This window comes from Flavobacterium sp. LS1P28 (assembly GCF_003970335.1).
Classification (GTDB): domain Bacteria; phylum Bacteroidota; class Bacteroidia; order Flavobacteriales; family Flavobacteriaceae; genus Flavobacterium.
On sequence record NZ_RYDI01000014.1, the window covers coordinates 45,207 to 59,928 of the forward strand.

13 protein-coding genes are annotated in these 14,722 nt (G+C 36.6%); 8 read left to right on the forward strand and 5 right to left on the reverse strand.

The window, feature by feature from the left end; all coding sequences use genetic code 11:
• Positions 1-78: 78 nt before the first annotated feature.
• Positions 79-873 (reverse strand): DUF1080 domain-containing protein, encoded by a 795-nt coding sequence (locus tag EKL97_RS11300; protein ID WP_231507346.1) that lies wholly within the window; start codon positions 871-873, stop codon positions 79-81.
• Positions 874-1,108: 235 nt separating this feature from the next.
• Here EKL97_RS11300 and EKL97_RS11305 point away from each other — a divergent pair, with 235 nt between their 5' ends.
• The 4 genes from EKL97_RS11305 to EKL97_RS11320 are packed head-to-tail and all read left to right on the forward strand — an operon-like array spanning position 1,109 to position 7,344.
• Entirely contained in the window at positions 1,109-1,618 is a 510-nt protein-coding gene (locus tag EKL97_RS11305) for a GbsR/MarR family transcriptional regulator (RefSeq protein WP_126568899.1), read from the forward strand.
• A gap of 13 nt (positions 1,619-1,631) precedes the next feature.
• Entirely contained in the window at positions 1,632-2,738 is a 1,107-nt protein-coding gene (locus tag EKL97_RS11310; RefSeq protein WP_126568900.1) for an efflux RND transporter periplasmic adaptor subunit, read from the forward strand.
• A gap of 33 nt (positions 2,739-2,771) precedes the next feature.
• Positions 2,772-5,942: an efflux RND transporter permease subunit gene (locus EKL97_RS11315; RefSeq protein ID WP_126568901.1), complete on the forward strand. Its 3,171-nt coding sequence runs from the start codon at positions 2,772-2,774 to the stop codon at positions 5,940-5,942.
• A complete protein-coding gene (locus EKL97_RS11320) occupies positions 5,932-7,344 on the forward strand; it encodes an efflux transporter outer membrane subunit (RefSeq protein ID WP_126568902.1) in 1,413 nt (470 codons plus the stop codon). Before EKL97_RS11315 ends, EKL97_RS11320 begins: the two co-directional genes overlap by 11 nt.
• 114 nt (positions 7,345-7,458) lie before the next feature.
• Here the strand turns inward: EKL97_RS11320 and EKL97_RS11325 are convergent, their stop codons facing one another.
• Entirely contained in the window at positions 7,459-7,785 is a 327-nt protein-coding gene (locus EKL97_RS11325) for a hypothetical protein (protein ID WP_126459463.1), read from the reverse strand.
• 359 nt (positions 7,786-8,144) lie between these two features.
• Here EKL97_RS11325 and EKL97_RS11330 point away from each other — a divergent pair, with 359 nt between their 5' ends.
• The 4 genes from EKL97_RS11330 to EKL97_RS11345 all read left to right on the forward strand — a co-directional run bounded on the left by EKL97_RS11330 (position 8,145) and on the right by EKL97_RS11345 (position 12,851).
• On the forward strand, positions 8,145-8,612 hold the full coding sequence (locus tag EKL97_RS11330; RefSeq protein WP_126568903.1) for a (2Fe-2S)-binding protein: 468 nt from the start codon (positions 8,145-8,147) through the stop codon (positions 8,610-8,612).
• A gap of 87 nt (positions 8,613-8,699) precedes the next feature.
• On the forward strand, positions 8,700-9,323 hold the full coding sequence (locus EKL97_RS11335; RefSeq protein ID WP_126568904.1) for a hypothetical protein: 624 nt from the start codon (positions 8,700-8,702) through the stop codon (positions 9,321-9,323).
• Between the two features lie 41 nt (positions 9,324-9,364).
• Positions 9,365-11,530 (forward strand): xanthine dehydrogenase family protein molybdopterin-binding subunit, encoded by a 2,166-nt coding sequence (locus EKL97_RS11340; RefSeq protein ID WP_199736780.1) that lies wholly within the window; start codon positions 9,365-9,367, stop codon positions 11,528-11,530.
• 181 nt (positions 11,531-11,711) lie between these two features.
• Positions 11,712-12,851, forward strand: coding sequence for a cysteine desulfurase family protein (locus tag EKL97_RS11345; protein ID WP_126568905.1), 1,140 nt, complete (start codon positions 11,712-11,714; stop codon positions 12,849-12,851).
• Between the two features lie 46 nt (positions 12,852-12,897).
• Here the strand turns inward: EKL97_RS11345 and EKL97_RS11350 are convergent, their stop codons facing one another.
• The 3 genes from EKL97_RS11350 to EKL97_RS11360 are packed head-to-tail and all read right to left on the reverse strand — an operon-like array spanning position 12,898 to position 14,673.
• Complete coding sequence (locus EKL97_RS11350; RefSeq protein ID WP_126451538.1) at positions 12,898-13,338, reverse strand: molybdenum cofactor biosynthesis protein MoaE; 441 nt, start codon at positions 13,336-13,338, stop codon at positions 12,898-12,900.
• On the reverse strand, positions 13,338-14,444 hold the full coding sequence (locus EKL97_RS11355; RefSeq protein ID WP_126568906.1) for a HesA/MoeB/ThiF family protein: 1,107 nt from the start codon (positions 14,442-14,444) through the stop codon (positions 13,338-13,340). Before EKL97_RS11355 ends, EKL97_RS11350 begins: the two co-directional genes overlap by 1 nt.
• Position 14,445: 1 nt before the next feature.
• Positions 14,446-14,673, reverse strand: a complete 228-nt coding sequence (locus EKL97_RS11360; protein WP_126514875.1) for a MoaD/ThiS family protein — start codon at positions 14,671-14,673, stop codon at positions 14,446-14,448.
• Positions 14,674-14,722: the final 49 nt, after the last annotated feature.

Sequence of the window (14,722 nt, forward strand, 5' to 3'; positions counted from 1 at the left end):
TTTCAAAAACAGAACAATGCTAATTGTGCTGTAGCGCTAAAAAAACGGAGCGTTTTAGCACTCCGTTGGTATTTAATTTTATATTTTTCTGATCCAAATATTTCGAAATTGATTTTTAGAATCATGATCCTGAAGCGAAATAACATCCTCTCCATGAGCCGAGGGATAATTATGCAAACCGATGTAAAGTGTCAACCCGTTTATTGTAGTATTATTTTGGACTAAAACACCATTCAAAAACACGGTAATTCTTGCCGGAGCATCAATTTTACCATCTGCTTTGAAACGAGGTGCCGTATATATTACATCATAAGCATTCCATTCTAATGGTGTTTTCACGGCGTTTACTAAAGGTGGATGATCTTTATAAATACTTCCGGCCTGGCCATTGCTATAGGTTCTATTATTATAGGAATCCAATATTTGTAATTCATATCTGTTTTGGAAAAATACGCCACTGTTTCCTCTTGCCTGTCCCCCATCTAAAACAACATCCGGCGCGCTCCATTCCAGGTGCAGCTGACAATCCCCAAAAACCATTTTAGTTTGAATGGCTCCGGTACCCGGAACAACTTCCATGTAATCTTGATCAACAATTTTCCATCCTGCCGGTTTATTTATATCTTTCTGGCTCACCCATTGCGCTAAATTTTTACCGTCAAATAAAATAATCGCATCCGAAGGCGCATTTCCAAGGGTTTTAGCCGGGGTAATACCTTTTACTTCTGGTTCCCAAATTTCAGTCATTTCTGGTTTCATTGACATTGGGGAAACCTCTGGCGGAGTATTTACATAGTTGTGTTGCGCCATAACTGCTGTTGCAGAGAATAAAGAAATCATTAATAAAGAGTTCTTGAAGTTTTTAGATTTCATAGTAAAATTCATTTGGTTTAATAAAATATGGATAAATGTTCACTTTTCAATATTAAGCATTTTTTTTTCACCAACTAACTTTTAATCTAATTATAACTAAATAAGAAATAAACTTTAGATTTTTATTGTAGAAGCAGTAACTTCATTAACTACAATTTGTTAAATAAATTAACATAGATTTAAGTTCGCTTAGTTCGGTAAATGCCGAACTAAATAGTACTTTTGCAAAAAAATTATGAACAATATTCCTAAAGAAAGAGAAGAACTTATAGAAATGTTCGGAATTCATTTTGAGTTACTGTATAATTTATCTCCGCTTGGCTCCAGAATTCTGGGACTATTAATAATTGATGGCTGCAAAAAAGGATTAACCTTTGAAGAAATAGTTGAAAAACTGGGCGCCAGTAAAAGTTCGATTTCTACGAACTTGAATCTGCTGCTAAAAATGGACAAAATAAATTATTATACGTTAACTGGTGATCGAAAAAAATATTTCAAATCCAGTCCATTTAGCGAAAGACTGACTAATTATCTAAAAATACTTGATTTTGAAAAACAAATAATCGAAAAATTGCAAGCGTACCGTGAAAAAAACATTTCATGTCCTGAAGAGCAGTGCAATCTGGAAAATACAAAAGCATACAAAAAACATGTAATAGAAGTCGAAGAATTATTGATTAAAATCATCCATAAATTCAAAGAAATAGAAAATAATAATAGTAAAATAATAATTAATCAATTTTAGTAAATAGTCCCAGATGAAAAAAAAATATTTTATAAGTGTAATTTTATTATCAATAAGCTTGCTCTCCTGCAAAAAAGAAACGGCTAAAACGGCTCCTTCTGTTATGTCCTACAAAGTGGTTGAGATAGCAACCTCTAATACAACTTTATTAGCTGAATATCCTGCGAGTTTAGAAGGCGTTACCGATATAGATATTCGTCCAAAAGTAGATGGATATATTCAAAAAATATATGTACAAGAAGGACAAGAAGTTAAAAAAGGGCAATTGCTTTTTAAATTAGAGACTCAAACAGCAACCCAGGAAGCTGGCGCTGCAAAAGCAAAAGTTGCGGCTGCTCAAGTGGAGGTAAATCGTTTAATCCCTTTGGTAGAGCGTGACATCATCAGTGATGTGCAATTAGAAACGGCTAAAGCAAATTTAGCTAGTGCTAAAAGTACATATCAAAGTATCGTTGCCAGAATTAATTATGCTACTATAAAAAGTCCTGTTAACGGAATTGTAGGAACTTTACCTTTAAGACTTGGAAGTTATGTAAGCAGCCAAACCGTTGAACCTTTAACCCGAATTTCGGATGTGAGCACGATTTATGCCTATTTTTCAGTAAATGAAAAAGAACAATTGGATATCATGATGAATACTCCAGGAAAGTCATTTCAAGAAAAAATAAACAAAATGGAAGCGGTAAATTTAATTTTAAGCAATGGGATGCAATATGAACAAAAGGGTAAAATTGAAACCTTTAGCGGACAAGCCAACACACAAACAGGATCGTTTAATGTACGAGCACGTTTTACAAACGGAAACAAATTGTTGCGTTCTGGAGAAAGTGGAACGATACAAATCCCTACACATTTAGAGGATGTTATTGTCATTCCTCAAAATGCAACATTAGAATTACAAGACAAACGCATTGCACTTGTTGTGGATAAAAACAACAAAGTGCAAGCAATCCCAATTGAAGTTCGCGCAATTCCTGGAGGTCAATTTTTTGTAGTGGATAGCGGATTAAATGTAAACGATAAAATACTTGTTGAAGGAGTGGGGATAGTAACTGAAGGAACCCTCATTAAGGCTGAAATTATTGATTTTAAAACTATCATCAATCCAACAAAAAAGTAATTCAGAAACTAATTATTGAATAAATAACAAAATATGTTTTCAAAATTCATTGACAGACCGGTATTGTCAACGGTGATCTCTATTATCATCGTAATTTTAGGAGTTTTAGGGTTAATCTCACTCCCTGTCTCACAATATCCAGAAATAGCGCCACCTACGGTAACCGTAGCAGCAAACTATCAAGGCGCCAGTGCCGAAGTTGTAATGAGCTCGGTAGTAATTCCATTAGAAGAACAAATCAACGGTGTTGAAGACATGACTTACATGACTTCTACATCAAATAATGACGGTTCAGCAGCTATTAATATTTACTTTAAATTAGGTACAAATCCAGATTTAGCAGCTGTGAATGTGCAAAATCGTGTTTCACGTGCTACACCTTTGTTGCCTCAGGAAGTTACAAGAGCCGGTGTAACAACTTCAAAGAGACAAAGCGACAATATTTTGATTTTATCTTTATACAGCGACAACCCGGATTATGATGATACTTTCCTTCAAAATTATGCTAACATCAATATTTTACCAAAAATAAAACGTGTAGCAGGAGTTGGAGAAGCAATGATTTTTGGACAAAAAGACTACTCGATGCGTATTTGGCTTAAGCCAGATGTAATGGGAGCTTATGGACTTGTTCCTTCGGATATTACAGCTTTATTGGCTGAGCAGAATATTGAAGCCGCTCCCGGTCAGTTAGGTGAAAGTAGTGACCAATCTTTTCAATATACATTAAAATACAAAGGGCGTCTGCAAGATGTAAAAGAGTTCGAAGAAATTATTATCCGTTCAACCCAAAACGGAGAAATCCTTAAATTAGGGGATGTCGCAAAAATTGAATTGGGGGCTGTAAATTACGCCAGTAATGCGTACACAAATGGAAACAAATCTATTGCAATTGCTATTGCACAAACTGCAGGATCTAATGCACAAGAAGTAATTGAAGGTTCTTTAAAAGTGTTAGATGAAGCGGAAGTAAATTTCCCGAAAGGGGTAAAATATGCCACCTTAATTAATGCAAATGACTTCTTAGAAGAATCTATCACTAAAGTGATCTACACTTTGATTGAAGCCTTTTTATTGGTTTTTATTGTGGTTTTTATCTTCTTACAAGACTGGAGATCTACCCTTATACCAGCAATATCTGTGCCTGTTGCAATTGTGGGTACTTTCTTTTTCCTAAGTTTATTTGGCTTTACCATTAATTTATTAACTCTTTTTGCCTTGGTATTGGCTGTGGGAATTGTGGTCGATGATGCCATTGTAGTAGTTGAAGCCGTCCATGCCAAAATGGAAGCTGGGGAACATGATCCCAAAAAAGCAGCTCATAGTGCCATGCAAGATATTAGTAGTGCAATTATTTCTATTACCCTTGTCATGTCGGCGGTATTTATTCCTGTTTCTTTTATTAGTGGTTCAGCGGGCGTTTTCTACAAGCAGTTTGGAATAACTTTGGCTGTTGCAATTGTATTATCAGCTATTAACGCCCTAACACTTTCTCCTGCTTTGTGTGCCATTTTCTTGAAAGAACACGATAAAAACTCAAAGAAAAAAGGTTTTGCAGAACGCTTTTATACGGCATTCAATGTTGGGTTTGAAACAACAACCGCTAAGTATAAAAGATCTGTTGAGTTTTTTATAAAACGTAAATGGTTGGCTTTTTTAGGAATTGCCATTTTTGCAGGGATTTTTATCTTATTATTAAATATTACGCCAAAGGCTTTTGTTCCGGGTGAGGATACAGGAGCAATTCTTTCTGACGTTTCTCTTCCGCCCGGCACTTCATTAGAAAGAACCGAGGAAGTATTATTGCAAATTGAAAATAAAGTAAAAGATATTCCTGAAATAAAAGAAGTACTTCGTATTTCAGGTCGTAGTTTAATAAGTGGTACAGGTAGTAATTACGGAATGGTAATTGTAAAATTAAAAACTTGGGCTGAACGTAAAGATGCGAATCAGGAAATAAATGCAGTAATAGCTGAATTGTTTAAGCGTACGGCTTCTGTTAAAGATGCAAAAGTCCTCTATTTTGCTCGCCCTACACTTGTTGGTTTTGGTTTTACCAATGGTTTTGAATTTCAATTACAAGATCAAAAAGGAGGAACAATTGAGGAGTTGGATGAAGTAAAAAGTAAATTTTTAGGAGCTTTAAATAGCCGTCCCGAAATCAAATATGCAACTACCTCTTTTTCTCCAAATTATCCGCAATACCGAATTGATTTGAATGTTGCTACCATAAAGAAATCAGGGTTAACTGTCACGGATGTTTTAGGCACTATGCAAGGATATTATGGTGGCGTTTATGCTTCTAATTTCAACAAATTTGGAAAACAATTTCGTGTAATTTACCAATCTGAACCCGAATTTAGAAGTAATCCCGAATCTTTAAATCAAGTATTGGTCAGAAATAATACTGGTCAGATGGCTCCTATTTCACAATTTGTGACTTTAGTAAAAGTATTTGGCCCTCAGGCAATAGAACGTTTCAATTTATTCACTTCTATAAAAGTCACAGGGGCTCCAAATGAAGGTTTCAGCTCAGGTGATGCCATTAAAGCAGTTGAAGAAGTGGCAAGTCAAACCTTACCTATTGGTTATGGTTATGAGTTTTCAGGAATGACTCGTGAGGAAATAAGTGCTGGCGGTCAAACATTGTATATTTTCCTATTGTGTTTGGTTTTTGTATATTTCTTGTTAGCCGCTCAATATGAGAGCTATATGTTGCCTTTTGCGGTATTAATTTCATTGCCAATTGGTTTAGCAGGAGCATACTTATTTGCTTATTTTTTCAATGTGAGTGATAATATTTACCTACAAATAACACTTATTATGCTTATTGGATTACTCGCTAAGAACGCCATTTTAATCGTCGAGTTTTCTGTAGATTCCAGAAAAAAAGGAATGAGTATCACCCAAGCGGCTATTCATGGTGCAGTTGCTCGTTTACGTCCTATATTGATGACATCATTTGCATTTATTTTCGGATTATTGCCTTTGATGTTAGCTAAAGGAGCTGGAGCTGTTGGGAATAATGCTATTGGAACTGGAGCAATTGGCGGTATGTTAATAGGAACCATTTTTGGTATTTTTGTAATACCGATATTGTTTATCGTTTTCCAAACCTTACAAGAAAAAATTACTACAAAACCACTTTCTACAGTAAATAAGGAAACTGATGTCGCACTTTTAAATAAAGAAAATGAAGAATAAGTTAAATAAAATAGCAGTAGTTGTTATAACCGCTACTGTAATGCAGTCGTGCTTTGTTGCTAAAAAATATAACAGACCAGAATTAAAAACCGAAAATCTTTACAGAACTGAAGTTGTTTCAAATGATACCACTTCACTTGCTAATGTTGCTTGGGATGTCGTTTTTACCGATCCTCTTTTGCAAGGGTATATCAAAAAAGGGTTAAACAATAACCTGGATATCAGAATTGCAATGCAAAATATCCAAGCTGCCGAGGCTGCCATGCGACAGGGAAAAGCCGGGTATTTTCCCTCCCTTTCTGTAGGTGCCGACTGGACGCATCAAGAGCTTTCTAAAAACAGTCAATTAGGTGCCTTAATAAGTGGTGGTGGTGGTGCAACTAATGTAGATCAATACCTGTTTACAGGGAATCTTTCTTGGGAAGCAGACATTTGGGGAAAAATACGAAGCAACAAGCGCGCAGCAAATGCGGCCTATCTTCAAACTACAGCAGCGAATCAAGTGGTCAAAACACAATTAATTGCTACCCTTGCAGCAACCTATTATCAATTGCTTTCTGTTGACGCACAAATAAAATTAGCAGAACGAACCTTGATTAACAGAAATCAAAGTATTGAAACAATTGTAGCATTAAAGGCGGCAGGAAATGTTACCGAAGTTGGTGTGAAGCAAACCGAGGCGCAAAAATATGCTACCGAAATTATCCTTGCTGATTTAAAGAATAATAGTATCATTCTTGAAAACACGATGAGCATTCTTATGGGTGAAGCTTCTGCCAAAATTGAAAGAAGCACTTTTGAAACACAATCCTTACAACCAACCATTACACTTGGTGTACCTGCTACGTTACTAAGAAACAGACCTGACGTGATTGCAGCAGAATACAACTTTATTTCGAGTTTTGAGCAAACCAATGTAGCTAAAAGTAATTTTTATCCAACGTTAAAACTTACTGCAACAGGTGGACTTCAGAGTATTGATTTGAAAGAATGGTTTAGTGCTAATTCCCTTTTTGCTAATATAATTACGGGGTTGACACAACCTATTTTTAACCAAAGACAGATTAAAACCAGATTTGAAATTGCAAAAGCAAATCAGGAAAAAGCCTATCTTCAGTTTGAGCAGTCTTTGTTGACCGCCGGAAAAGAAGTTTCGGATGCATTGGCACAATACAACAATGAAACCTACAAACTCACCGTGAGGGGAAAACAAGTAGCTGCATTGAATAAAGCCACTGATTATTCAGATGAATTATTGACGTACGGACTAGCGAATTATTTAGAAGTTTTAACTGTAAAAGACAATGCTTTGAATGCAGAATTAAGCTTGATAGACAATAAATTCCAACAATACAAAGCCATAATTCAATTGTACAGAGCCCTTGGTGGGGGCTGGCAATAAAGATTTACTTGACTAATTAGAATTGATTCCTGTTAGTTCCAGAACCACTGTTTATTGTATAAGCAGTGGTTTTGTCTTTTAATTCGGATTCCAATATTTAAGTAGTGGACTTTCTCAGTGAAAGAGTAAAGTATAAAAAAATACAAACCCAAACGTAAGAAGCGTAATTAATACGAATCCAAAGAACATATTTCTTTGGGACTCAATTACTGGTTTGTTGTCTTTATATAAACTCATTACCACTCCGTTAGCACCATATCCCAAAATAAATTTGCACGCTACTTCTTGATCGTTTTCAATTATTTTAAAATGATGTGTTCCTCCTGCTATGGAACGTTTCTCTGAAACTATTTTTCCGTTTAATAGTATAGTTTCTTTTGCCATAAAAGAATTAAAAACTTCTATCTTATTGTCTCCAAGAGTGATTGTTGTAAACTTCATTATTCAATTTGCTTTAGTATTTAATTACGTCCTTTCAAAGTATTATAAATCTCTGTTGTTAGGTAAAAGTATATAATTATTGAAGCAATAAACAGGACTGCACATTTAAATCAGAATTTTAAGGAATAAAACCATAATATAAACCTCAAAAATGTACTTATTATCTCATTGTCAGATGCAACCCCTATTTTTACAATAGTAAAAGTGAGTTGAGAATCATAATACAGTATTTACTTTTCGTTAAATTTAGTGTTAATATTAGAAAACCTTTATTTTTTTTAGTAAGTTTAAACATTAGATATTTTTTTACCTATTTTCAGGAAACTGTCTATTGATCTTTAATCTAATTTCAAGTACTTATGATAACATTAAACGTAAATAATAAAACCTATCAAGTTGATGTAAGTCCGGACATGTCTCTACTATGGGTAGTAAGGGACACACTGGGCCTGACTGGAACAAAATTTGGTTGTGGTGTTGCACAGTGCGGAGCATGCGTGTTGCATCTTGATGGAGAAGCAGTTCGATCCTGCGTAACTAAAGTCAGCAGGGCCGAAGGAAAAAAAATAACCACAATTGAAGGCTTGTCTTTACATAATGACCATCCAGCGCAACTGGCATGGAATGAAATGGATGTACCCCAATGCGGATACTGCCATTCCGGCCAAATCATGTCAGCTGCAGTGTTATTGAGAGAAAATCCAAAACCGACTGATAAGGATATTGATGACGCGATGTCAGGAAATATTTGTCGATGCGGAACCTATCCTCGTGTAAGAAAAGCCATTCATTTAGCCGCACAATTACAAGAAAAAGATAAAAGATAAAAGATAAAAGATAAAAGATAAAAGATACTTCAATATACTAAATCAACTTTTTATAGGATATTCCTCTCTTAAAATAATCAATTTACTATGGCTTTATTCCAAAAAAATAAAACGGCTGTTATTCTCTTTTTTTTGCTCGTTAGTGTAGTTGCATTGGGCTGGACACTAAAACCGGAGAATGAAAGTGAATATATAAATATTAATCCTACTGTAATCATCAAGGACAGCATTGCCTCTGTAAGAGCATTCCAAAAGGTTTATAAAGTTTTAATGAGCCCCCGCTGCGTGAACTGCCACCCTATTGGTGACGTTCCGTTGCAAGGAGAAGACAGTCATTTACATGTCATGGCTCCTAAACGCGGTATTGACGGAAGAGGATTATATGCCATGAAATGTACGAATTGCCACCAAACTCAAAATACACCTGGATTACATACACCACCAGGAAATTCAGACTGGCACTTGCCACCTGCTGATATGAAAATGGTTTTTGAAGGCAGAACAGCTCACCAGCTGGCAAAACAATTAATGGATCCATCTAAAAACGGACATATGGATATTAATAAACTCAAAAAACATGCTGATGATGCTTTTGTTCTTGCAGGATGGAATCCGGGCGAAGGGCTCAGCCTACCGCCACTGACCCATGCAGAGTTTAAAAAAGAATGGCTTACATGGCTAAATAACGGTGCATATGCTCCCGCCAAATAATTTCTAAACCAGAGTATTGTAAAATAAATAATTTCTAAAGTATGATGGATTCAAAAAACAATTTAGTAAATACAAGACGAAGCTTTCTCAAACTTACTGGTTTGGGTGGGGCTGCTCTTTGTATGGGGTTTTATTTACCCGGCGATACAGTTCCAACTTTAATAAAACCATCCGATTTAACAGCAGCTGATATTGAAATGTGCGCCTGGATACTCATCAATACCTCCGGAAAAGTAACCATAGTTAGTCACCGTGCCGAAATGGGTCAGGGTGCCTATCATTCCATTCCGCAAATTATAGCCGAAGAACTAGAAGTGAATTTAAAAGATATAGACGTAGTATTTGCCCAAGGAAATGAAAAAAAATACGGAAACCAGATTACTGGTGGTAGCTCAACCATAAGATCCGCGTACAAAAAATTACTAAAATTGAGCGCCACGGCACGTGAAATGCTGATTGCCGCAGCTGCGCTCCAATGGAATGTATCCGTTGACGATTGCTATGCCGAAGCAGGACATGTTATTCACAGGCCTTCTGGCAAAAAGAAACACTATGGTGAACTGGCAACCCAAGCTTCAAAATTAGAAGCTCCTAAAAATCCTAAACTCAAAAAAATATCCGAATATAAGCTTATCCGCCAGCCATTACACCGTTTGGATACGCCCATGAAAACAAATGGGACTGCTATTTTTGGCCTCGATAAAAAGATTCCAGGCATGCTCTATGCAGCCGTAGAACGAAATCCAAGACTTCGTGGAACAGTAAAAAGTTTTGATGATTCCGTGGCAAAAAAAATACCAGGGGTAAAACAGATTTTTGTGGTAAAAATGATGGTCCACAATACCATTCGGGAAGGAGTCGCCGTTGTGGCTGATTCGACTTGGGCAGCGATGCAGGGGAAAAAGGCTTTAATAGTTGAATGGGATGATACTGGATTTGAACATGTAAACAGTCCCGAAATATTCAAACGCCAGGAAGAATTTATAAAAACGAAGGAAGGATTGCCTCTTAAATCTCAAGGTGATCCTACTGCAATCATAGAAAAATCAAATAAGAAACTGGATGTAATCTACCAGACCCCATACCAATCCCATAGCTGTATGGAACCGCTGAATTGTATTGCCAATTTCCAAGGAGATACTGTAGAAATTTGGGGTCCGATTCAAGCACCTGGATGGGTTCAGGATTTTATAAGCACCCAAATGGGAATTGCAAAAGAAAAGGTAATTGTAAATATGACTTTCCTCGGTGGTGGTTTTGGAAGAAAAGCCTTTACCGATTATCCTCATGAAGCGGTATTGATTTCAAAAGAAATTGGAGCTCCGGTTCAGGTAGTTTGGACACGAGAGGATGACCTTAAGCAGGGCCCTTACCGACCAGGAATCTCTTATCGTTGTGAAGGTGTAGTAAAAGGCGGGAAAATTGAAGCGCTTAAATTTAGAATGGCAGGCCAAAATAACGACCACTGGAGTGGAGGAAAAAAAGACGTTCCTAATGATAGTACCAGCGAAGGATTCCTTGAACCCTATTATGCGAGTATCAAAAATTTAAGCATTTCAGATGTTCCCTTTGAAACACCACTACCAACAATGTGGTGGCGTTCAGTGTATGCTTCTACAAACGGATTTGCGTTTGAAAGTTTTATGGATGAAATGGCTGTAGAAGCTGGCGCGGATCCGCTGGATTTTAGAAGAGCTCATCTACAGGATGAGAGATGCCAAAAACTAATTGACAAAATGGAAGAAGTCTCCGGCTGGAAAAAAAGAAGTAAAAATGAAGGCTATGGTGTAGCCATCACTGAATGTTTCAAATCAACGGTAGGACACATTGTAAAAGTTTCAAAAAACGCCTCTGGAGGTGTAAAAATAGATAATGTTTGGGCCGTCATAGATTGTGGCTGGTATGTAAATCCGGATATTATTCGCGCGCAGGTTGAAGGTTCCATCGTCATGGGTCTGGGTGCGGCAACAATACATGAAATAACATTTAAGGATGGTATAGTAGAACAAAATAATTTTTATGATTACCCAATGCCTCGTATTACGGATATTCCACAAATAGAAGTGTATATTATAGACAATGAAGAAGATGCAGGCGGAGTTGGAGAACCCGGTCTTCCTCCTTTTGCACCAGCGTTGACAAATGCCATTTTTGACCTGACAGGCAAAAGAATACGAAAATTACCGTTTAGTCTGGCAACGGTATAATGCCCTATTTTTTTAGCCAGAATCGTTAAAACTTCAAAATGATTCTGGCTAAATTTTTTACCTTTAAAGGTGATAGCAATTACAAGCTCTTTTTTAATTCCTATGCTCCGCAAAAGCAGATTCTTAAAAACTCACAAAAGAACTAAATAAGCATAAAACCTACTTTACAATACTAGTTTAAATGACACTTATCCAAGAAAAAATCTATTTAGATAATAATGCAACAACGCGTATTGACGATCGGGTGCTTGATGCCATGCTTCCCTATTTCACTAATTTTTATGCCAATGCAAACAGTAGCCACCTGGCTGGATTAACGGTGAAAGAAGCAGTCGAACAGGCCAGATGGCAAACAGCGGAACTAATTCAAGCAAAACCAAACGACATTATTTTTACCTCAGGTGCAACAGAAGCAATAAATCTTGCAATCAAAGGACTTGCAAACGAAAAACGCAAACATATTGTTACTGTAATTACAGAGCACGAAGCCGTTTTGGATACTTGCCTTCACCTAGAAACCATCGGATACAAAATCAGCTATTTAGGCGTCAATAAGGATGGTATTTTAGACCTAGACCTTCTTACAGCATCCGTGACCGAAGAAACTGCACTAGTAATTGTCATGATGGCAAATAACGAAACGGGGACACTCCAGGATATTAAAAAAATCGGGGAAATTGCTAAATCTAAAGGAGCCTATTTCCTGTGCGATGCCACTCAGGCTATAGGAAAAATTCCAATTAATGTCGTTGATTTAGGCATTGACCTTCTGTCTCTTTCTGCACATAAATTTTATGGACCAAAAGGCATCGGTGCATTATTTGTTTCCAAAAAAATAAAAGCAAAATTAACGGGTCAAATCACTGGAGGTGGTCAGCAAAACAGCAAACGAAGTGGTACTTTAAATGTTCCGGGAATCATCGGACTTGGCAAAGCCTGCGAAATTGCAAGCTTAGAAATGGAAAAGGACAGAGATAGGATAACAATAATGCGAGACTTACTTGAAAGGGAACTATTGAAAATACCCGCATCTTTTGTCAATGGTTCGCAAACAAATCGTCTTTACAATACGACCAATATTTGCTTTCGAGGCGTGAATTCTGAAAATCTTATTCTTGCTTTGCAAAATATTTCCGTTTCTAATGGTTCGGCCTGTTCGGCTGTTACATCAGAACCTTCACATGTCTTGAAAGCATTGGGTCTTACAAATGAAAATGCCTTATCTTCGATCCGATTTAGCTTAGGAAAATTCACCACTTTAGCAGAAATTGAATTGACAATTGCTACCGTTTCCGAATTAACACGGCTATTAAAGTCATAAAATAGTATGTTCTAAATCGGATTTAATCCAAGTACGAAAATTAAATTCAGCTATTTATTTTCCACTGATGGGATTGGTCATTAAAAATTTCTTTTCCCCAAATCTGAAGTTCTGCTTTCACGCGTTCTACAATTTCATTACAGGCTTCCATGGCAATGTTTCTGTGCTTAGAAGAAGTGAAAACAAACAGGCATATTTCACCCGCATTGACCACCCCAAGACTGTGATGCACATGCATACAGCTCAACTCATATTTAGAAAATAGCTCTTCCCTGATTTCCTGCATTTTTTCTAACGCCATCGCTTCATAAGCACTATATTCAATAGCTTTCACTGTTTTGCCATCAACAACATCTTCCCGAATCTGACCCAGGAAAATACTGTGCGCTCCAATATCTTTTTTAGTCGCATGTTTTGCAATGCTATCTGCTATAAATAAAGGAGGAATAGCTCCTTCAATGAAAATATTTTTGATTTTTTTGATCATTATTTAAGTTCTTTTAATGCATTGATGCCGTCTTTTAAGTGGCTTATTTTTTTGGTCGTTCCAAATTTTTCTAATAAAAGTGCCCCTGCTATCAAGCTTCGTTTTCCACTTTGGCAGAATAATAGAATCGTACGTTCACTAATTTCTGGAATTTTTTCACTCAGCCCGGATAAGGGAAGAGCACAATATTTGAAATCAGCTTTTGGAAGCTCGTCCTTTTCCCGGACATCAATTACAATAGTATCGTTATTGGAAACTTGGTCTAAAAAATCAATAACAGAAAGGGTTTCAATTTTGGTACTTGCGAGTCCGCAGAGCAAGTTATACTCTGTGGCTTCGAATGTTATTTCATCTTTTGGTATCAAATCAGAAACGGAAACTTCCATATTAATTTCAATGACATACAGTTCATAATTAAGCAAACTGAATGTAAGGAGTCTATTAACCAATACCTCCCCTATTCCTGTAAGTAATTTAATCACTTCCCCAGCCTGCATCAACCCGATGATCCCGGGTAAAACGCCTAAAACACCCGCTTCATTACAATTTTGAACTTCATCCGGTTTTGGAGGTTTAGGAAACAAATGGCGGTAGTTCGTCTTATTCTTATTTTCATCTTCAACATTAAAAACAGCCACTTGCCCTTCATATTGATAAATAGCACCAAAAACCAAAGGCTTCTCTAACAAGACACAAGCATCATTTATCAAATACCGGGATGCAAAATTATCAGTGCAATCCACTATAATATCATAGGCACGGATGAGTTTTATTGCATTTTTAGAACTAAGTGCAATAGCATAGCCCGTAATACTAATTTCAGGATTGAGACTTAGTAGTCTTTTGCATGCAACTGTGGCTTTGTCTTTACCAATGTCATCCGTCGTGTATAAAACTTGTCGTTGCAGGTTGCTTAAGGATATGATATCATGATCTACAATGCCAATGGTACCAATCCCAGAGGCAACAAGATACTGCAAGACTGGACATCCCAAACCACCCGCTCCTATCACAAGCACCTTGGCTTTCTCCAGTTTTTGCTGTCCTTTAGTTCCAAAATCTTGAAGTGAATAATGGCGGGAATATCGGGCGTTATAATTTTCCATATTATCCTCCTGAATAAGGTGGCATAAGTGCTACCGTATCATTTTGACCAAATAAAACATTTGTTCCTACTAATTTCATGTTGACTGCTACCGCATATTTACGATCCGACAATTCTGGAAAAAGTTGCTCTAAAGCTTCTTTCATAGACACGATGTCAGTAGCGTGCAGGCAAATTTCTTTTCCCATAATCGCTGTAATCGAACCAAATGCTATAATTTTAATTTTCATATGTAGATAATATTTGCAAAGCCTGATTTTTTATGATTTTTTCAAATAC